A 19,001-nucleotide genomic window follows, 5' to 3' on the forward strand; every position below is an offset into this window, starting at 1 on the left:
CGGTTTTTTTGTGTCCTTGTGTCTGTCGAAGTAGGGTGCTAGCCGCGGGGCATGGAGGTGCCGGGCTTGCCCGTCTTGGCGGCTGGCCGGAACATGGGGTCCACCGCGTCCATATCCAGAAAGTGCGAGAACGTGTCGCCGCGCAGCCCCAGGCGGATGGTCTCCAAGCTCACCACTTCGTTGGGGGCAATGTTGCCGAGGTTCACATTGGCGCCCAATAGCTTGATGAACCAAACCTGCTGAGCTTTCTGTGGCGCTTCCCAGAGAATCTTTTCCGAAGGAATCTTGGTTAGAATTTCCTCTACCAGGCCCGAGCGTACTTCGCCCGTACTGCGAAAAAGGCCCACATTGCCGCCCTCGCGGGCTTCACCGATGACCTTAATGGCCCCGGCTGCCAGCTCCGTTTCCATCTGCGCTATCCACTTGTAGGGCGGAATGATTTTTTCGGCATCTTTCGAGCCTACCTCGCTCAGTACCCGCACGGCTTTGCTCAGCTCGCGGATGTACTCGCATTTGCGCTCGTGGTCGAGGTCAATGCTGCCGTCCGATACTTCGGCGTATTCCATGCCGTAATTGTCCAGCAGACGGCGGTAATCGTCGAATTGGTTGCGGATGATAAAGGCCTCAAACAAGGTGCCGCCAAAATACACTGGGATATCGGCCGCCCGGTAAATCTCGAGCTTGCGCTTGAGGTTGGGCACCACGTAGGAGGTGGCCCAGCCTAGCTTCACAATATCGGTGTAGGCAGCACCTACTTCCAGGAAGTCTTCTACTTCGCGCAGGCTCATGCCCTTGTCCATCATCATGGTGTAGCCTTGCTCGCGGGGCTTGGGGGTGCGCTCTGGAAGCTGGGATAGTTCGTAATTCATCAATGCTAACTCTCTAAGAGGGAAACAACGGATTATGAGGGCCGGCCAAGAAAGTTGGGTGGTGCCGACAAACAAAAACCGCCCGTCGTTCGACGGGCGGTTGCAAAAGTAGCGTTAACCGGAAGTGTTATTTCCGGAACTGCTCAATCAGCTTCTTTAGGCCGGGCTGCTCGCGCAGTTCAGGGAAGTAATCAAACAAGAGCACATGCTGCTCATAACTAAGCGTGAGGGCCGTTTCGAGAACGGTGTAGGCTTCGCGCATCCGCCCATCGGCCAGCAGATAAGCGCACAGCATGTAGTGGAAATGCGCCTCGTGCGGGTGCAGGTTCACCGCGTGGCGAACTAAGTCCACCGCTTCGCTAAAATGACCTTGCTCGTACAGAATGGCGCTCCAACTCACCCAGCCCTGCGCATCGTCGGGGGCCACTTCGGTGGCCTTCTCGTACGACTCCAGGGCGCTGACCACGTTGCCCACCTGGTTCTCGGCCGCGCCCAAAGCCGACCAGTACTCGCCGCTTTCAGCGTATATCTCAGTAGCCTTGCGGAAGTAATGAATGGCCTCAAACCAACGGCCCTGCTCCTGGAGCAGGACGCCCTGGCCAAACCACGCCTCGTCCATCTCGGGGTTAATCTCCAGGGCCTGGCGGTAATAGCGCCGGGCCGGCTCCCAGTCGCGCAGTTTCTCGTAGCACTCCCCAATGTTGCACAGGGCCTCGTCGGTGGGTTCGCCCGGAGGATAGGCCTGCTCAAACTCGGCAATGGCTTTCTGGTACTCCTGCTGGCAAACGTAGGTGTCGGCCAACCAGTGGTGCGCGTCATGAAAATCGGCGCTGATGACCACGGCGTAATCAAATGCCTCCGCTGCCTTCGTGAAGTCCTCGCGGCGGTACCAGTACTGCCCCAGGTTGTACCACGCCGTAGCTGAGTACGGGTCGTCGTCGGTAAAGCCTTTGAAAAAGTCTTCGTGCTCCTCCAAGCGAGCCGTAATGTCCAAGCAATGCAGCAACTCCTGCACCCCCGTCTCGTTGTCGGGGTTCAGGCGCAGGCTTTGCTTGTAGTGCTTGGCAGCACTCTTAAATTTCTGCCAGCTCTGAAAGGCCAAGCCTAAATTGAAGTGAATGTCTTCGCGCTCAGGTTCCTGCTCCAGACCCGCCCGAAAAAAGTCAACCGCCTGCGCAAACTCGCCGCGCTGGGTACTGATAATGCCCCGCGTCACGGCCACATCGGCGTTGGTCGGGTCGAGGGCTGCTACTTCGTCAATCTGGCGTTCGGCTTCGGTGTAATCGCCGCGCATGGCCGTCACCTGCGCGCGGTCAATCAGCAGCTCCGTCGAGAAAGGATACTGGCCCAGGGCCGCATCACAAGCCTGCAAGGCCTTGTCAAACTCGGCATTGGTAACGTAGTGGTCAATGATGTTCTCGAAGTCCTCTAAATCGAAGAATACAGGCTCTTGCTGGGCTACCATGCGCTCAAAGCGGCGCACGATATCCAACACGGCCCGGTGGTTTTCAAAATGTTCGTTCATGCGCATAATACCGCAATAAGGTAAGTGGATTAATCCGTTTTGTGAATTGGCGAACGAAGTACCAGTCAATTACTAGCCAGTTGCTTGCAAACGCCGTTCCACTCCACTTTATCAGTTATCTATCAATATAACAAATGTTAGCCAAAACCGTGCAATCTGGCTCTCGCTAAGTTACGATAACCGTTGGGGACGTGGTTAGGTTGCCAGACAATTCGGCGGCACACCACGCCAGTGTCTCGGCTAACGGACGGAAATCGAGGCCGGTAGCGCTTTGTACTTTGGCGTGCGCATACACCACGGGCCGCCGGCCGGCCCGGGCCGTGTCTTTGGTAATGAGCGGCCGGGCTCCGGTTAGCACGGCTCGTGCGTGCTCCAAGCGCCAGATGAGCTCGGCGGCCCAATTGGGCACTGCCGTTGTGGGCGGCCGCCGCCCCATGGCTCCCGCCGCCATGCGGAAAAAAGCAGCCAGCGGCACCGCTTCCGCACTCAGGATGTACCGCTCTCCGCGCAGTTCCGGCTGGTCGAGCGCCAGGGCCAGCAGGTGAGCCACTACATCCCGTACATCCACAAAATTGATGAGGCCAGCGGTGTAAAAGCGGTGTTCTTGATGGGCGTATCGCAGCAGCCGGGTGCTGCTGCGGTGCCAGTCGCCGGGCCCTAGCACCACCGAAGGATTGACGATGACAGCGGAAAGCCCTTCGGCTACTCCGCGCCACACTTCCAACTCACCCAAGTACTTGGAGGTAGCGTAGGCCGGGTGCGCAGCCCCAAGGTCCCAGGTACTCTTTTCGGTAACGGGCAGTGCGCCATTTGCGTCGGCTGTACTTCCTGCGGCAGGGCCACCCAACGCCGCCACGGACGACACATGGGCTAGCCGAATGCCCGGTCGCTCCAGGCAGGCGTCTACAATGGCCGCGGTTCCTTGCACATTCACGTTTAGCAGCAAGTCTTCGTCCTGCGGCGCGTAGGACACCAGCCCAGCACAATGGAACACATGCGTTACATCAGGCGTGAGGGCCACGCGCAGCAATTCGGTATCAAGCAAATCGCCGACTACCCAGTCCACACCCGGCGCGGCATTGGTGGGCAAGGCGCCCCGGTGCAATGCTCGCACCGCTAAGCCGCGCGCGCGCAGGGCTTGCAACAGAAAGGAGCCTATCAAGCCGGTTCCGCCGGTAACGAATATCATGAAGGAATGCGGGGAGATTGAGGAATTCTGCAGGGTGGTGTTATCAGCAACAGCACCATCCAGCAGCAGGCAACGGCCTCAAAGTGTTTGGTTGAGGAGTGGCAATTGTAAAAGCTTCTCCATGTAGGGGAGTGGCAGGGTTTTGCGCACCAAGGTTTCGGTGTGGCGCAGGTGGTGCGTATCAGTGCCCACAAAGTCAACCAAGCCGGCATCAATTAACTCTTCAGCCACCCGTTTAGCAGCCGGAGAATAGTAACCGGCCAGCGAATTCAGATTAATCTGGAGCAGCACACCATGGTCGCGTCGCAAGGCCTCGATATCTGAAAAGCGGCCGTACAAATAGGTATAACGCTCCGGGTGGGCCAACACGGGCTGGTACCCCTGAGCATGAAGCTCAAAAATAATTTCGTACAGGTTAAGGGGCTCGTTCATGTACGAGGTTTCAAACAGCAGATAGCGTTTGTCGCCGCCGAAAGTCAGCATCTCAGTACCGTCGGCCAGCTTGCGGCCCAAGAATTCATCTAGATAGTATTCAGCCGCGCAAGCCAACTCCACATCGCCCAGGCCCGCGGTAGTGGCAGCGTCCCGCAGGAGTTGCAGAGCCGCCCGAATCCCCTCCGGGGTATTCTTGTAGAAGTCGCCCATGATGTGGGGCGTCATTATCAGCTTTCGAAAACCAGCCTCACGCAGGGCCCGGAGTAGGTCCAGGGAGTGTTCCACTGTCTCAGCTCCATCGTCCAGGCCTGGCAGTAGGTGGGAGTGCATGTCAGCCCCCAACTGGGCGAAGCTAGCCGAAATAGCCCGAGCTGCCGGCTTGTTTCCGAAAAGCCGTTGCAGAAGAGAAGCCATTCAATGCGGGTGTTAACTGAAGAATTTCTTCAGCTTCTCGCCGAAGGTAAGTGGCTTAGCGGCAGGTTCTTCGTAATATCCCTGGCCATAGGCACCGTAGCCGTAGCCATACCCGTAGCCATACCCGTAGCCATAGCCCGCGCCACGTGAGCTGGCATCGTTAAGAATAGTGCACATGCGCGTGAGATTATTACTGCGCATCAACCGATTTATATTCTTTATGAAGGCCTTGCGTGAATAGTTAGCGCGAACAATGTAAAGCGGGATGTCAACTTTACGCATTATGAGGATACCGTCGGTCACCAGGCCAACGGGTGGAGTGTCAATCAGGATGACATCGTAGGATAGAAACAATTCCTGAATCATCAAGTCGAACTTATCGCTCAATATAAGCTCCGATGGGTTCGGCGGGGTAGGACCCGCTGAAATAAACTGCATCGATTCGATGGAAGTAGGTTGAATACACTCCTGAATGCTGTGGCGCTCTATAAGAATGGTACTCACTCCCTTCGCATTGCCAGCTCCAAAGGCCAAGTTAACCTTGGGCTTGCGCATGTCAAGGTCGAGGATGATGACCCGCTGCCCAGATAGTGCAATAATGCCTCCCAAGTTGACGGTAACGAATGTTTTACCTTCCCCCGAAATCGTGGAGGTGACCGATATCATCCGCTTCTTCTTGGCTGAGCTGATAAAGTCAAGGTTGGTTCTTATGGAACGAATGGACTCTGAGATAGCCGATTTAGGGTTTTTGTCCACCACCAGCCGGGATACCTCCATTTTCTCCTTGTCATAGGTTGGGATGATACCCAGAACTGACGCCTTGGTACTCCGCTCTAACTCCCGCACGTTCGTGATGGTATTGTGCATAAAATACCGCACCGCAATCAGCCCCAGCCCCAATACAAGACCCCCCGCCAAACCAATAGCATACACAATGAGTTGGTTGGGGGAAATCGGCGCTCCTGGAGGCGAAGCGGGAGAAAGTATCTTAAAATCGGCAGTAGCACCGGCCTTTTCAATATTGAACTGCACTTTGCGGTCCATTAATTGAAGGTAAGAACTAGTATACAAGTCCAGAGGGCGCTTCAATCGCTCCAATTGGGTGCTTTTAGATGGCAGGCTTTGCAGTGCACCGTTGAGCTTAGCCCGCTGCTGGTCAAGGCGCGCAAGCTCTTTCTTAAGCAGAATTTGGTTTTGCCGTAACAAACGCTTCAGTGAAGCCCGCGTGTATGCAATATCGTCGCGAATGCCCTGAACGGCTTCGGTGCTCTCATTGTAGGACCGCGACACCCGGCGTAGCCGCCATTGCAGCGAGTTGAGTTGATTAAGCTCCTGCCCCAACTGCGCGTCCTCAATGCCAGCCAGGGCGGGCAGGCTTTGCTCCACGGTTTGAGTTTCATCGCGAGTCAGGCGGTCCTGATTCGCCATGTTGGCTATTTCAGCCAACATGGCAATGTTGTCGGTGAGCTTCAGCCGTTCGGTTTCAAACTTTTCCAGCTTTCCACTGATAGCCTCAAATTCACCTTTGCTATCGTAAGTGCCAGTTTTCTGCACAAACTTTTGCAGCCGGTCTTCGGCATCTTCTAGGTTCTGTCCGTTCTGGTCCAGAATCTGGTCCAGAAAACGGAGCTTGCTGATTGTGCTTTCAGATTTTTGGGCAAGCTTCTCTTCAAGATATACTGAGTCTATCTTGTTAACAATGTCCTGCGCTTTGCTGGCGTTAAAGTCATTAAAAGCAATTTGGATGGTATTTGCCTCGGGATTAACTATCTCAACGGTTAGATTTTTATCTAAGTATGCATTGACGCTACGGTCATCTTGAATGGTAAAATGGTAACTGGCATCAGCAGTATTGTTAGCCGCGAAGCTCTCCGTCTCCAGTACCTGAAGCTGGATTCCTGGAAATGTTATTTGCTGTCCTAATGCATACTCTCCCCCAAGCGGGCGGCCCTGAGCCACGAAATCCAGCTTGAATCGACTAGGGCCAGTAAATCGCAGTTCAAATTTGCGATTATATAGACTTGGGTCCGTGATATTGTACTTGACGCGAAAAGGCGAAGTGCCATATAGTTCCGACTCCAGTACCGTCCCCTGCACGTAATAATTCACGTCCAGAGCCAGGGAATCCTTAAGCCGTTGGTATATGATGTTGGATTTAATTAGCTCAACTTCGCCCGCTAGTTTCGTCCGGCCATTGGGTACCACTGCTGGTGCACCCTGACCGCCTAACCCAAGGGCACTGCCCTCATTGCGTTCATCTATTTTAAGTAAGGAAGCTGACTTATATACAGGTTTGGTATAGCGCAGATAGAGCCAGGAAGCGGTTGTTCCCAACATAATTAGAAGCAGCATCCAGAGCAAGCTACGCCGTGCCACCAACACAAGGGTGGTAATGTCCAGACTGGCAGATTCGTCCTCGGGCTCGCTGGCCCCCACCGTTGGCGCTTCGGGAAGAGACGCCGTACCGCCGGTAGCGTTGCGAATAAGCTCTTCCAGTTCCCTGTTTTCGTTCGTAGCCATTATGAGTATAGTGTCAAATCAGGCTTAAAATACCTAAGTTAATAGACGGTAATAGGGTGATAGTACTATCTGAATTGAGTAATAAAGAAAAACGTGGTGGTAAGTAGCAACGATGACAGGCTTAAGATTGGCCCTATATCTACCAGCGTATCGAGGAATGGGCGACGAATTGGCTCCACATAAATAACGTCGTTGGGTTCCACTTGTAAGTTGGCCCGCCGCATGCCATCAAGGGTAGATAAGTCGATTTGTTGAACTCGGGGGTTCTTCAAATCTCCTCTGATAATGCGGATGTTATTTACACGCCCACCATTGCGGTACAAGCCCGTGCCACCTCCTGCACCGCCAGCTCCATCTACTCCACCAGCTAGTGCCAGTACTTCGAGGAGGTTCATGTTGTCATTATTAAGGGGGATGACTTTACCACTAGTTGCCCCCAGTATAATCACGCGGTTGTTGGTGACGCGGGTTGTTACAAACGACTCCTTGTAGAATTCATTGTAGCGAATAGCCAGCATACTATCGGCCTCCAATAATGTTAAGCCGCTCACGCGCACACGGTTCACCATCGGTAGTACTACTGTTCCATCGGCTTGTACTAAAAAAACAGAGCCACTCGTTCCTTGCGTAGCAGACCCACCTCCTTGCCCTATGTTCTGTGGGCTGCCACCGCCACCGCCACCGCCACTAGTACTACCACCAATAGAACCACCGCCAGTTGGCAAACCTCCACCGGAGGGCTGGCCGAACTGCAGTTCGCCGTTGGGGTCCAGGATTCGTTCGCCTTTGTTGGTGTTCACCCGCACCTGTAGAAAATCATTGGCTTGGATCACATAGTTGCGCTCCGACCGGTTTACGGCGATGCGTAATTTGGTGCTGTCGAGCTGTCTGCCCTGTTTGTCAGTCAGGCGAAACAGCGTGCGCTGGTTGTAATATTTGGTCGTGGCGCACGACGAAAAAAGCAGCAGTGCGGGCAGTGCCAGCAGCCACAGCCGCGTCAAACGGCGAAGATGAAAGGTCGGCATGAAGGCCAATTAATACGGAATCAAATGGGAAACAGTGAAAAAAAACGGTGGTCAAAACCAAGTTTCTCTCAAAAAGCCTCAAAAGTAACGATTTTGCGGTGCCTATTCAAGTTCAACCCGTTACGCGGTGCCAGATGCTTAGCTTTTGCCAGCGCTTAAAGCGTACTTTTGTGGGCCTAAAACCAGAGTTGTTGGTTAAGCAGTTAGTTGTCTGTTCTGATTTCTCAAATCCCACCCTCAAGCTTATTCAATAGTATGGAAGCCGTAGCCACCGAAAATCAAACCATGATTGCCCAGATGGTGCGCGACTTTGGCGCGCAGCACATCAAGCCCAATATGATGAAATGGGACGAAAGCCAGGAGTTTCCCATTGAAATTTTTCATAAACTCGGGGAGCTGGGCCTGATGGGTGTGCTCGTGCCCCAGCAATACGGTGGCTCGGGCTTTGGCTACATGGAGTACGTGACGGCCATTGCCGAGCTATCCAAAATCGACGGTAGCATTGGGTTGAGCATGGCGGCGCACAATTCGCTTTGCACCGGCCATATCCTGCAGCATGCTTCTGAGGAACAGAAGCAGAAATACCTGCCCAAGCTCGCTTCGGGTGAGTGGATTGGCGCCTGGGGCCTCACGGAGCCCAACACGGGCTCTGATGCCGGCAATATGCGCACTACGGCCGTGCTCGACGAGAGCGGCGAAAATTACATTATCAACGGCGCCAAGAACTTCATCACGCACGGCAAATCTGGCAACGTGGCCGTGGTTATTGTGCGCACCGGCGAAGTGGGCGACTCCCACGGCATGACGGCCTTCATCATCGAGCGCGGCACGCCGGGCTTCGAAGCTGGCCGCAAAGAAGACAAGCTCGGCATGCGGGCCTCGGAAACCACGGAGCTGATTTTCACGGATTGCAAGGTGCCCAAGGAAAACGTTATCGGCAAAGTGGGCGATGGCTTTGTGCAGTCGCTGAAAGTACTCGATGGCGGGCGCATCAGCATTGCGGCCCTTAGCTTGGGCATTGCGCAGGGCGCTTTCGAAGCCGCTGTGCAGTACAGCAAAGAGCGTCATCAGTTCAACCAGCCCATCAGCAGCTTCCAGGGCATTGCCTTCAAACTGGCCGATATGGCGACTGAGATTGAAGCCGCCAGCCAACTCACTTACCGCGCCGCCGACATGAAGGACCGCGGCCAGAACGTGAACCTTGAGTCGGCCATGGCCAAGCTTTACGCCTCGGAAGTGAGCGTGCGTGTCGCTAACGAAGGCGTGCAGATATTCGGTGGCTACGGCTACACTAAGGACTACCCGGCCGAGAAGTACTACCGCGATGCCAAGCTGTGCACCATTGGCGAAGGCACCAGCGAAATTCAGAAACTGGTGATTGCTCGGGCTTTGCTCAAGTAAAAACGGCAGCGTTATTAGGTTTCTGTGGTTTTTGCTGGGTAATGGGATTATCTAAAATAGCCCCTCACACTGAATCAGGGGCAGAACCATAAAAAATCTGTTAAATCCGTTAGAATCTGTTAAATCTGTGGTTTATCTTTGCGGCCCGGTTTAGGCCGCCCTCCTCAGAAAATCTCCCTCATTCCCTGATATGATTATCATTCAAATCAAAGACAACGAATCGGTTGACCGCGCCCTGAAGCGCTTCAAAAAGAAGTTTGAGCGCACTGGTGTGCTGAAAGAACTGCGTCGTCGCACGTTCTTCCAGAAGCCCAGCATCACGGAGCGTAAGATGAAACAGAAGGCTGTTTACAAGCTTGCCACTTACGGCCAGCCGAACGAATAGCTCGATTTTCGGGAATCGTTAGCATTGCTAGAACCGGCTGGTTTGCCCTATGCGGCAAGCCGGCCGGTTTTTTCGCGTCCATGTAGCAGTGGGTTTTTGCTGGGGAATAAAAAAAGAGTACATTGGATGCCCGGCCCTCACGCCGGGCTTTTTTTGGTGTTGGCATGGAGGCTTTTCTTGATTTTTTGCGCTTTGAACGACGGTACAGTGCCCATACGGTTACTTCTTACCAGACGGACCTGGGCCAGTTTGCTGCCTTCTTAAAATCGGCATATGACCTGGCCGATACCGCTCAGGCCACGCACCCGCTCATCCGGGGCTGGGTGGTGGAGCTCATGCAACAAGACCTGGACCCGCGCACGGTGAACCGCAAGGTGGCGTGCCTGCGCTCCTATTACAAGTTTCTCTTGCGTGCCGGGATAATTGAGGCCAACCCCATGTTGCGCATTAAGGCCCCCAAAATGGCCAAAAAGCTCCCCGAATTTGTGCCGGAGGAGGCGTTGAACGGCTTGTTGAACACGTTCGAATTCGGCGATGAATTTGCGGGGCAGCGCGACCAATTGGTGCTCGAAATGCTGTATGGTACGGGTATTCGCCTATCAGAGCTCATCGGCATTCACGCTGATGACATAAGCCTGGGGGCCAGTACGGTGCGTGTAACAGGCAAAGGCAACAAGCAGCGCCTGGTGCCACTCAATCCGTCGCTGAAGCTGGTTATTGAGCGGTACCAGACGCGCCGGGCGCATGAGTTTGGCGCGGTGGGTGGGCCATTGCTCCTTACCGACAAAGGCGAGCCGATGTACGAAAAATTCGTGTACCGCACCGTGAAGCGCTACCTGAGCCAGATTACCACCTCGGGCGCGCAGCAGCACCCGCACGCGCTCCGCCACGCGTTTGCTACCCATTTGCTGGGTAAGGGGGCCGATTTGAATTCCATTAAAGAATTGCTGGGGCATGCGAGTCTGGCTGCTACCCAGGTTTACACGCACCTGTCCGTCGACCGCCTAAAATCCGTATTTGAACAAGCCCACCCACGGGCTTGAGTTTTCTTTACCCTTTTACCTTCTTAATCAACTGCTTTATGAAAGTACAGATGCATTCGGTGCACTTCGACGCCGACCAAAAACTGCTAGACTTCGTGCAGCAACGTCTCAATAAGCTCGAGACTTTTTACGATAAAGTGACCGGCGGCGAGGTTATCATGCGCCTTAACAACAAAGACGGAATTGAAAATAAAACTGTTGAGATAAAGCTGCTGGTGCCTGGTTCCACGCTGTTCAGCCAAGAAGACGCCGCTTCATTTGAAGCCGCTGCCGATGCCGCCGCTGAAAGCCTGCGTCGTCAGATTACCAAATACAAGGAAAAAATGCTCAGCCACTAATTCCCACACAACCTTCCTTCTGAATCAATAAAAAAGCCCCGTTTGCTGAATAGCAAACGGGGCTTTTTTATTATGGCTCAGCACCACTCAGGTGCCAGGATTATAGTGCAAACTCGGCCTTAATCTTAGCTACGTAGTCCAGCTTTTCCCAGGTAAAGGTTTCGAAAGTCTTCACGCTTCCGTCCTTCATGGTGGCCTGCACCGTGCCGGGCTGCCGGCCCATGTGGCCATAAGCAGCCGTCTGAGCGAAGATGGGATTCTGCAGGCCGAAGTGCTGTACAATGGCGTAGGGGCGCAGGTCGAAGAGCTTATTCACTTTCTCTGCGATTTCACCGTCGGTGAGGGTGGCTCCGTTAGTGCTTTTGGCTTTCGTAGTACCGTAGGTGGTCACGAACACGCCCACGGGCTGCGCCACGCCGATGGCGTAGGCCACCTGCACGAGGACTTGGTCGGCCACGCCGGCGGCTACCAGGTTTTTGGCAATGTGACGAGCGGCGTAGGCAGCCGAGCGGTCTACCTTGGAGGAGTCTTTGCCGGAGAAGGCTCCACCGCCGTGGGCGCCCTTGCCGCCGTAGGTGTCCACTATGATTTTGCGGCCGGTAAGGCCCGAATCGCCGTGGGGGCCACCGATAACGAACTTGCCAGTGGGGTTGATGTGGTAGGTGATGCCGTCGGTGAACAGGGCCTGGACATCGGCACTCAGGCCGGCTTTAACACGGGGAATGAGCGTAGCCAGCACATCGGCTTTGATGCGGTCCAGCATGGCACCCTCCGACGGGTCAAACTCGTCGTGCTGCGTGCTGATGACGATGGTGTCGATGGCTTCCGGCAGGTGGTCATCGGAGTACCGAATGGTGACCTGGCTTTTGGCATCAGGCCGCAGGTAAGGCATTTCCCGGCCTTCACGGCGGATAGCGGCCAACTCCTGGAGCAAGCGGTGCGACAGGTCGAGGGCTAGCGGCATGTAGTTGGCCGTCTCGTGGCTGGCGTAGCCGAACATCATGCCTTGGTCGCCGGCGCCCTGGTCTTCGTCCTTGGCGCGCTCCACGCCCTGGTTGATGTCGGGCGATTGCTCGTGCAGGCGGTTCATCACCTCGCAGGTGTCGGCGTTGAACAGATATTCCGGTTTGTTGTACCCAATGCGGCGAATGGTTTCGCGAATAATGGGTTCGGCATCAACGTGGGCCGTGGACTTAATCTCGCCGGCAACAAGCGCAAAGTCGGTGGTTACGAGCGTTTCACAAGCTACTTTGGCGGTGGGGTCCTGGCGGAGGTATTCGTCAAGGATGGCGTCGGAAATCTGGTCGGCGACTTTATCGGGATGGCCTTCCGAAACCGATTCGGAAGTGAACAGATAGGGCATTGAATGCGCGGCTAAGAACGAAAAAGAAAAAGCAAGACGGCCTTATAAGCCAGCTGATAAGTGGGCAAAGGCCATGCAAAACTACGGAAATATGAGGCATCGATTACGGTGAAGGGTAGTGAGAGTCGCCTCCCTCTCGTAGTATCCCAACCAATGCTTCCTCGAATCCCGAATAATCAGGGTCTGGTTATTGGCCACTCAGCCATTACGGACAACCTCTTTGACAAGAAAAGTACGAGTGGCCAGATGGCTAAACCACGTTAAAGTGCCCTACAATTGCGCCAGCCGGCCCCCATCTACTGCCAAGGTAGTGCCGTGAATGAAGCTGGCTTCTGATGAGGCCATAAAAGCAATGGCAGCGGCCAGCTCTTCGGGTTTGCCCACGGTGGCTTTGTCGATTTGTTCGGCGCCACTTTTTACGTTGGGGTTGCCCCAGAGCATGGGGGTGTCCACGGCGCCGGGTGCCACGGCGTTGATGCGGGTCTGGCGGAAGTCGAGCTCCAGGCTCATGCCGCGCACAAAGGCTTCCATGGCGCCTTTGCTGGTGGCATAGGGCACTACGTTGGCGGTGGTTTGTTGAGCGTGTACGGAGCTGATGGCTACAATGGAACTGCCCGCGGGCATGTGCGGCAAACACAACTGAGTGAGTTGAGCCAGCGAACGCAGGTTCACTTGCATGAGGAGGTCCCACTTGGGCAGGGGCAACTCTACTAGGGGCTCAAAAGTCATCATAGCGGCATCACAGACCAGTACATCTATGCGGTTGTACTTGGCCACCACTTTATTGACAGTAGCAGTGATGGCGCGCGGCTTGGCAAGGTCGCAAGCCATGAACACAGCGTGGCCTCCTCCCGTTTTGATGGTTTTCACGGTTATTGCACCGTCAACAGCATCTCGGCCCAGCACAATGACCTTGGCACCTTCGGCGCCGAGGCGCACACAAGTAGCCCGGCCAATGCCGGAGGTTCCGCCCGTAACCAGGCACACTTTGTCTTTAAAACGCATCGTATTAGTATTTGCGACTAGCTCAATAATGGAGCGCTGTTTTATCTTACGCAACGTTTGGGAGCGTGGCCGATTTCATGCTGCTGAGTGCCGAATTATTAGCCGAGTGGCTTCAGCTAAGCATCAGTTGACGGCTCAACTGTAGAAGCGTTAGCGACGATTTTTTCGCACACCAGTACCATTGGCCGGCCGCGCAGGTCAGTGGTGGCAAATAGGTAAATATCCCCTCCTTCACGAATCCCGGTTCGGCGCCGGAAATCGGCCACTGAATCGGGGAAATTGCGCGTAGTTACATGCGCCCTGGCTTCAGGTCCCAGATAAGCCTTTAAGGTGGGGCCATCGGCTTTTTCGGTGGCGAGAACCCGAAAAATACGTCCCGGAAAATCAGCCCTTAGTACATCGGATGTGTACAGGTGGCTGTGCTGGTGCAGTTTCAGGAGCTCGAAGGCCGTGCCAATGCTCCGGAATGCCCCGGCCTTGAGCACGGCGGCGTTGGGTTCGTAGAGAAACTGTTGCGCCTCGGCGTAGCGGGGCGTGGCGCGGGCTTCGCGGGCGCGGTTGAGGCGAAACTCCTGCTGGGTACCGTCGCGGCGCAGGTTGAGGGCGTAACGCTCGGGGTCGATGGCCGGCTCCTGGCCCAATTCGTACAGTACCTCCTTCACCTCATTGTCCACGGCCAATACCCACAGCCGGCGTACGTGGCCCAGGCCCAGCACGGCGTGCTCAATATCAAGCATCGGCGAGGTCTTTAGCAATATTTTATCGGCTTTGTGAAGCAGCAGCGGTAGCAGCTTCACCACATCGGGCTCGCAGTCGCGCAGCAGAAAAATCTTGCGAGCGGCCGTGTCGCGCCGGGCCGGGTCAAGGTAGAGCCAATCGTAGTGATGGGGCGTGTTTTTTAGAAATGCTACAGCATCGGCGGCGTGGACCGTCACGTTGGCAACACCGAGCTGAGCCAAGTTGTAAGCCACAATTTGGGCTAGTTTCGGGTCCCGCTCCACGTAATCGACCTGCGCCACGCGGGCCGCAAAGTGGGCCGTGTCGGCGCCAAAGCCACCAGTGAGGTCAGCTAGCCGCTGGCCTTCCACCAGCCCGGCCTTAAAAGCCGCAGTACGAGCCGATGAAGCTTGCTCAACGGATAGCGCGGGCGGAAAAATAAGGTCGGCGTTGTCGGCCCAGGCGGGCAGCTTGGCGCGGGCTTTCTGGCGGGCCTGAATCTGGCGTACCAGTTCGGGCACGGGCAAATCAGGATGGCGGCGGGCTTGGAGGGCAAGATGCGCGGGGTCGTCGTGCAGGTGCGCGGCAACGTAGCGCCTGGCCGCTTCGGGCAAGGGGTAGTCCATGAAAGAACTTATACGAAAAAAACCAACGGTTAGCGCACCAGCCAGCGCACAGCCAGCAGGGGGTGCCCCGTGGGCGCGACGCCTAAGCCAATAGAAGAGGGCCGCAGGCGCGGCCACAGCGACATGTGCGCCACATCAGCATTGTAAGCCGTCACGGCGCGCTGCAGGTGCTTGTTGGTATTGCGGTTGATGAACACCGTGGCCAGCACGCTGGTGGCAAAGACGCCAATAGCTGCTTTCTGGGTGTTGTTGAAATACTGCCGCTCGCCGTTCGCAAAAATCTGCTGTCCATAGACGGCAAACGAACCCACGGCCAGAATACGGTCAGCCAGATACAGTGTTTTTTGGCGGCGGTAATCGTTCAAGCGGTCCAGGGCCTCCTCGTTGCCGGCCAGGAAGGGCCGCAGCTTCTGGCCAAAAAAACCAGCCGATTGGTACTCGCCGTTGTCTTTGCCGGGCGCCATGAAGTCGAAATTGTGCTGCGGACCATTGAGGCCCCGCACGGCATCGTCGGGGCGTAGCCGGATGGTATTGGGGGCCGTTTGAGCCAGTGCGGCACCAAACAAACCGCCCGATAGAACCACAGTAGCCAAGCCACGTAGCCGCCACGGTGAGGCCGCTAGCTGGTTAATTTTCTGCATACAGCAAAGATAGGAAAGCACTATGAGCTGGAATTCTTTGAGCAGCCCAACTTTTTTACTAACAGCGACTCAACAAACAAGTTGTGTCGTACGTTCAGGCCGGGTCGCCTGGTTTTTTCAGGCAGTGCGATGCGTTCCTAACCTATTCAACTTTTATGAAAACAACATTCTTTCTTCGCCGCGCTATCCAGGCTTTGCTGCCTGCCACCCTGCTACTCGCTGCCTGCAGCAAGGAAGACATGCCCGCTGCGCCGGCACCTGACCGCGGCAAGGTGCTCATTTCGCACTCCGCAGCTGCGGCCAACACCCAAATCACCGCCTTCATCACCGACCAGCAGGTAGGCCAGCTCAACTACGGTCAAACTTCGTCTTACCTCGACGTAAACGCGGGCACTCCCACGCTGCGCATTAACAACGGCGCACAGATAGTGGCCAGCCAAGCCATTACGGTAGCCAAAGACCAGAACTATTCGGTGTTTGCCTACTCGCCTACTGCTACAATCGGTAGCGCGGCGTTGCTCACCGTATCCGACGACCTCACAGCTCCAGCTGCCGGCACTGCCAAAGTCCGGCTGGTGCACTTGGGCGTGGGGGCACCCACGCCGGTTCGGCTTGCCATTCCCGCTGCTACCCCTACAGGCAGCCCCACCGACCTCACCACCGATGTGGCTTTTGGGGCAGCATCTCCCTTTATTGTGGTCAATGCTGCGGCCCTGAATCTGTCCGTCGTCACGGCCGTAGCCCCGCGCACGCAGGTGGTGTCCGTGGGCGACGGCACGGGCACCGGAACGGGTACCAAAAACTACGAGGCTGGAAAAATTTACACCGTTGTGGTGCGTGGCATTGCCGGGGGCGCCGTTCCTGCTGCCCAGCAGCCCCAGGCCGTAATCATCCAGCACAACTAATTGATTATCTATTGCTTCGGCAATTATCAAGTAAAAAAGCCCGCGTTGCAAGATGCGGGCTTTTTTATGCCCAATGGCGAACAAATCAAGTATCTTTGCGGTTGAAACGCGAATCAACAATATAATTCTATCATGGTGGAAACCACGACCAAAACGTACGTTCCGTACAAAGTAAAGGACATGAGCCTCGCCGAGTGGGGCCGCAAGGAAATCCGTTTGGCTGAGGCAGAGATGCCCGGTCTGATGAGCCTGCGCGAGGAGTTTGGCGCGTCGCAGCCCTTCAAAGGGGCCCGCATTGCCGGCTGCCTGCACATGACCATCCAGACGGCGGTGCTCATTGAGACGCTGAAAGCACTGGGTGCGGAAGTAACGTGGTCGTCGTGCAACATCTTCTCGACCCAGGACCACGCTGCGGCTGCCATTGCCGCGGCCGGCATCCCGGTATATGCCTGGAAGGGCATGAACGAAGAGGAGTTTAACTGGTGCATTGAGCAGACGCTGTACTTCGGCGAAGACCGCCAGCCGCTGAACATGATTCTGGACGATGGCGGTGACCTCACCAACATGGTGCTGGACCAGTACCCCGAGCTGGCCGCCGGCATAAAAGGCGTTTCGGAGGAGACGACGACCGGCGTGTTGCGCCTGTATGAGCGCGTGAAAAACGGCACCCTACCTTTTCCCGCTATCAACGTGAACGACTCGGTTACGAAGTCGAAATTTGATAACAAGTACGGCTGCAAAGAGTCGGCTGTGGACGCTATCCGCCGGGCTACCGACACGATGATGGCCGGTAAAGTAGCCGTGGTAGCCGGCTACGGCGACGTTGGAAAAGGTACTGCTGCTTCGCTGAGCGGCGCGGGTGCCCGTGTTATCGTAACCGAAATTGACCCCATTTGCGCCCTGCAGGCCGCCATGGATGGCTACGAGGTACGCAAGATGATAGACGCCATTCCACGTGCCGACATCGTGATTACCACCACTGGCAACTGCGACATCATCCGCGAAGAGCATTTCCGCGCCCTGCGCGACAAGGCAATTGTCTGCAACATCGGTCACTTCGATGATGAGATTGACATGGCGTGGTTGAACGGCAACTACGGACACACCAAGGACACGGTGAAGCCCCAGGTAGACATCTATACCATCGAAGGCAAAGAGGTGATTATCCTTGCCGAAGGCCGCCTTGTGAACTTGGGTTGCGCTACCGGTCACCCGTCGTTTGTGATGTCCAACTCGTTCACGAACCAGACCCTGGCTCAATTGGAGCTGTGGGAGCGTGGCGACCAGTACGAAAACCAGGTGTACACCCTGCCCAAGCACCTCGACGAGAAGGTGGCTCGTCTGCACCTCGCCAAAATCGGTGTGGAGTTGGATGAGTTGACCCCCAAGCAGGCTGACTACATCAAAGTACCGGTAGAGGGTCCGTTCAAATCGGACTTGTACCGCTACTAAAAGCTGATAAATGATACAAAAAGGCCGCTGGAGCAATGCTCCAGCGGCCTTTTTGTTTTCTATAAAACTCTGATTCTACTTTAGAGGGGTAGCTGATATGGTATCGCCCAACGCTGCCCGCACGGCTGGCGCCACTTGGGTGCCAAACAACTCGGTAGACCGCATTACCTGCTCGTGCGGAATGCCCTCCAGAACCAGCTGGCCCAAAAACCGCGTGTTGCCAAACAGGTTGTGCAGGTGCAGGAGCTTGGCGGTGATGTTGGCGGGCGTGCCTACGAATAAGGGGCCTTCGGGCCCGCACAGGAAGTCGAAATGCCGACGGTCCATGGGCGACCAGCCGCGCTCGCGGCCGATTCGGTTCATGAGCGTGGCATAGGGCGGAAAAAACTCATCGGCGGCCTGCTGCGTGGTTTCAGCCAAGTGAAAGTGGCAGTTGAGACACAGTGGCATCTGGGCCGGGTCGTGGCCGGCTTGCTGGGCTGATTCGCGGTAGAGTTCCGCGAAGGAAATGTACCGGCCGGGCGCGCCGCCCAAGATGGCAATGGTGAGGGGCAGGCCCATTTTTCCGGCCCGCACCGCCGAGGCTGGCGTGCCGCCAATGCCTATCCAAACAGGTAGCTTGGACTGCACGGGGCGCGGGTACACGCCCTGTGCGGCAAGGCCAGGCCGGTGCTTGCCCTGCCACGATACCACCTCGTTGGCGTTAATTTCCAACAGCAAACTCAACTTCTCGACAAATAGCTCGTCGTAGTCGTCCAGGTCGTAGCCGAAGAGCGGGTAGGATTCAATGAACGACCCACGACCAGCGATGATTTCGGCCCGGCCATTGGAAATCAGGTCCAACGTGGCGAAGTTCTGGAACACCCGCACCGGGTCGGCGGAGCTGAGCACGGTGACGGCGCTGGATAGGCGAATGCGCTGCGTGACGGCGGCTACCGCAGCCAGAATTACCTCGGGTGCGGAGATGATGAAGTCGGCGCGGTGATGCTCGCCCAGAGCTAGTACATCGAGCCCAGCTTCGTCGGCTAGCTTGGCCAGCGCCAGTAATTCCTGCATGCGCTGCTGTGCGCTGCGGTCGCCGCCGGCTACGTGGGCGGGCGCGACTTCGCCAAAAGAGCTGATTCCTAGTTGCATGGAGTGAGATTTTG

The 19,001-nt window shown here is 55.9% G+C and carries 17 protein-coding genes; 6 read left to right on the plus strand and 11 right to left on the minus strand.

Translation table 11 applies throughout. From position 1 onward, the window contains the following. Positions 1–38 precede the first annotated feature (38 nt). The 6 genes from BEN48_RS15670 to BEN48_RS15695 form a co-directional block, all read right to left on the minus strand. On the minus strand, positions 39–869 hold the full coding sequence (locus BEN48_RS15670; RefSeq protein WP_070735923.1) for a phosphosulfolactate synthase: 831 nt from the start codon (positions 867–869) through the stop codon (positions 39–41). 127 nt (positions 870–996) lie between these two features. Beyond that, the gene (locus BEN48_RS15675; RefSeq protein ID WP_070736119.1) at positions 997–2,394 is read right to left on the minus strand and encodes a tetratricopeptide repeat protein; all 1,398 of its coding nucleotides are present in this window, start codon (positions 2,392–2,394) and stop codon (positions 997–999) included. A 166-nt stretch (positions 2,395–2,560) separates the two neighbouring features. After that, positions 2,561–3,583: an NAD-dependent epimerase/dehydratase family protein gene (locus tag BEN48_RS15680; RefSeq protein WP_070735924.1), complete on the minus strand. Its 1,023-nt coding sequence runs from the start codon at positions 3,581–3,583 to the stop codon at positions 2,561–2,563. A gap of 78 nt (positions 3,584–3,661) precedes the next feature. Further along, the gene (locus BEN48_RS15685) at positions 3,662–4,348 is read right to left on the minus strand and encodes a tyrosine-protein phosphatase (RefSeq protein WP_241502296.1); all 687 of its coding nucleotides are present in this window, start codon (positions 4,346–4,348) and stop codon (positions 3,662–3,664) included. 96 nt (positions 4,349–4,444) lie between these two features. Next, the gene (locus BEN48_RS15690) at positions 4,445–6,952 is read right to left on the minus strand and encodes a polysaccharide biosynthesis tyrosine autokinase (RefSeq protein WP_070735926.1); all 2,508 of its coding nucleotides are present in this window, start codon (positions 6,950–6,952) and stop codon (positions 4,445–4,447) included. Positions 6,953–7,017: 65 nt separating this feature from the next. Next, positions 7,018–7,977 (minus strand): polysaccharide biosynthesis/export family protein, encoded by a 960-nt coding sequence (locus tag BEN48_RS15695; RefSeq protein ID WP_083321145.1) that lies wholly within the window; start codon positions 7,975–7,977, stop codon positions 7,018–7,020. Positions 7,978–8,232: 255 nt separating this feature from the next. Here BEN48_RS15695 and BEN48_RS15700 point away from each other — a divergent pair, with 255 nt between their 5' ends. From BEN48_RS15700 to hpf, 4 genes are all read left to right on the plus strand, one after another. After that, positions 8,233–9,378: an acyl-CoA dehydrogenase family protein gene (locus tag BEN48_RS15700; RefSeq protein ID WP_070735927.1), complete on the plus strand. Its 1,146-nt coding sequence runs from the start codon at positions 8,233–8,235 to the stop codon at positions 9,376–9,378. A gap of 190 nt (positions 9,379–9,568) precedes the next feature. Beyond that, a complete protein-coding gene (rpsU, locus tag BEN48_RS15705; protein ID WP_035564799.1) occupies positions 9,569–9,763 on the plus strand; it encodes a 30S ribosomal protein S21 in 195 nt (64 codons plus the stop codon). A gap of 164 nt (positions 9,764–9,927) precedes the next feature. Next, positions 9,928–10,806: a tyrosine-type recombinase/integrase gene (locus BEN48_RS15710; protein ID WP_070735928.1), complete on the plus strand. Its 879-nt coding sequence runs from the start codon at positions 9,928–9,930 to the stop codon at positions 10,804–10,806. 38 nt (positions 10,807–10,844) lie between these two features. Next, positions 10,845–11,144: a ribosome hibernation-promoting factor, HPF/YfiA family gene (hpf, locus tag BEN48_RS15715; protein WP_070735929.1), complete on the plus strand. Its 300-nt coding sequence runs from the start codon at positions 10,845–10,847 to the stop codon at positions 11,142–11,144. 100 nt (positions 11,145–11,244) lie between these two features. Here the strand turns inward: hpf and metK are convergent, their stop codons facing one another. The 4 genes from metK to BEN48_RS15735 all read right to left on the minus strand — a co-directional run bounded on the left by metK (position 11,245) and on the right by BEN48_RS15735 (position 15,496). Continuing rightward, positions 11,245–12,507 (minus strand): methionine adenosyltransferase, encoded by a 1,263-nt coding sequence (metK, locus tag BEN48_RS15720; protein WP_070735930.1) that lies wholly within the window; start codon positions 12,505–12,507, stop codon positions 11,245–11,247. A gap of 270 nt (positions 12,508–12,777) precedes the next feature. Next, positions 12,778–13,512 carry an SDR family NAD(P)-dependent oxidoreductase gene (locus BEN48_RS15725; RefSeq protein ID WP_070735931.1) on the minus strand — a complete coding sequence of 245 codons (735 nt, stop codon included), beginning with the start codon at positions 13,510–13,512 and terminating at the stop codon, positions 12,778–12,780. A gap of 116 nt (positions 13,513–13,628) precedes the next feature. After that, on the minus strand, positions 13,629–14,855 hold the full coding sequence (locus BEN48_RS15730; protein WP_070735932.1) for a class I SAM-dependent methyltransferase: 1,227 nt from the start codon (positions 14,853–14,855) through the stop codon (positions 13,629–13,631). Between the two features lie 29 nt (positions 14,856–14,884). Then, positions 14,885–15,496 (minus strand): hypothetical protein, encoded by a 612-nt coding sequence (locus tag BEN48_RS15735; protein WP_070735933.1) that lies wholly within the window; start codon positions 15,494–15,496, stop codon positions 14,885–14,887. Positions 15,497–15,651: 155 nt separating this feature from the next. On the opposite strand from BEN48_RS15735, the gene BEN48_RS15740 reads away from it, so the two are divergent. Together BEN48_RS15740 and ahcY are read left to right on the plus strand one after the other, a co-directional pair. Further along, positions 15,652–16,401 (plus strand): DUF4397 domain-containing protein, encoded by a 750-nt coding sequence (locus BEN48_RS15740; RefSeq protein WP_070735934.1) that lies wholly within the window; start codon positions 15,652–15,654, stop codon positions 16,399–16,401. Between the two features lie 132 nt (positions 16,402–16,533). Next, positions 16,534–17,853, plus strand: a complete 1,320-nt coding sequence (gene ahcY, locus BEN48_RS15745) for an adenosylhomocysteinase (protein WP_070735935.1) — start codon at positions 16,534–16,536, stop codon at positions 17,851–17,853. Positions 17,854–17,928: 75 nt separating this feature from the next. On the opposite strand, the gene BEN48_RS15750 is transcribed toward ahcY, so the two are convergent. Then, positions 17,929–18,987 carry an LLM class flavin-dependent oxidoreductase gene (locus BEN48_RS15750; RefSeq protein WP_070735936.1) on the minus strand — a complete coding sequence of 353 codons (1,059 nt, stop codon included), beginning with the start codon at positions 18,985–18,987 and terminating at the stop codon, positions 17,929–17,931. Positions 18,988–19,001: the final 14 nt, after the last annotated feature.

Origin of the sequence: Hymenobacter glacialis, from assembly GCF_001816165.1 — a bacterium.
GTDB lineage: Bacteria > Bacteroidota > Bacteroidia > Cytophagales > Hymenobacteraceae > Hymenobacter > Hymenobacter glacialis.

Excerpts from the sequence above, each read along its gene's own strand:
- BEN48_RS15730 (WP_070735932.1), bottom strand. The coding sequence starts at position 14,855 with ATGGACTACCCCTTGCCCGAAGCGGCCAGGCGCTACGTTGCCGCGCAC.
- BEN48_RS15700 (WP_070735927.1), top strand. The coding sequence starts at position 8,233 with ATGGAAGCCGTAGCCACCGAAAATCAAACCATGATTGCCCAGATGGTG.
- metK (WP_070735930.1), bottom strand. The coding sequence starts at position 12,507 with ATGCCCTATCTGTTCACTTCCGAATCGGTTTCGGAAGGCCATCCCGAT.
- ahcY (WP_070735935.1), top strand. The coding sequence starts at position 16,534 with ATGGTGGAAACCACGACCAAAACGTACGTTCCGTACAAAGTAAAGGAC.
- rpsU (WP_035564799.1), top strand. The coding sequence starts at position 9,569 with ATGATTATCATTCAAATCAAAGACAACGAATCGGTTGACCGCGCCCTG.
- BEN48_RS15750 (WP_070735936.1), bottom strand. The coding sequence starts at position 18,987 with ATGCAACTAGGAATCAGCTCTTTTGGCGAAGTCGCGCCCGCCCACGTA.
- BEN48_RS15735 (WP_070735933.1), bottom strand. The coding sequence starts at position 15,496 with ATGCAGAAAATTAACCAGCTAGCGGCCTCACCGTGGCGGCTACGTGGC.
- BEN48_RS15710 (WP_070735928.1), top strand. The coding sequence starts at position 9,928 with ATGGAGGCTTTTCTTGATTTTTTGCGCTTTGAACGACGGTACAGTGCC.
- BEN48_RS15680 (WP_070735924.1), bottom strand. The coding sequence starts at position 3,583 with ATGATATTCGTTACCGGCGGAACCGGCTTGATAGGCTCCTTTCTGTTG.
- BEN48_RS15740 (WP_070735934.1), top strand. The coding sequence starts at position 15,652 with ATGAAAACAACATTCTTTCTTCGCCGCGCTATCCAGGCTTTGCTGCCT.
- BEN48_RS15690 (WP_070735926.1), bottom strand. The coding sequence starts at position 6,952 with ATGGCTACGAACGAAAACAGGGAACTGGAAGAGCTTATTCGCAACGCT.
- BEN48_RS15685 (WP_241502296.1), bottom strand. The coding sequence starts at position 4,348 with ATGCACTCCCACCTACTGCCAGGCCTGGACGATGGAGCTGAGACAGTG.
- hpf (WP_070735929.1), top strand. The coding sequence starts at position 10,845 with ATGAAAGTACAGATGCATTCGGTGCACTTCGACGCCGACCAAAAACTG.
- BEN48_RS15725 (WP_070735931.1), bottom strand. The coding sequence starts at position 13,512 with ATGCGTTTTAAAGACAAAGTGTGCCTGGTTACGGGCGGAACCTCCGGC.
- BEN48_RS15675 (WP_070736119.1), bottom strand. The coding sequence starts at position 2,394 with ATGAACGAACATTTTGAAAACCACCGGGCCGTGTTGGATATCGTGCGC.
- BEN48_RS15670 (WP_070735923.1), bottom strand. The coding sequence starts at position 869 with ATGAATTACGAACTATCCCAGCTTCCAGAGCGCACCCCCAAGCCCCGC.
- BEN48_RS15695 (WP_083321145.1), bottom strand. The coding sequence starts at position 7,977 with ATGCCGACCTTTCATCTTCGCCGTTTGACGCGGCTGTGGCTGCTGGCA.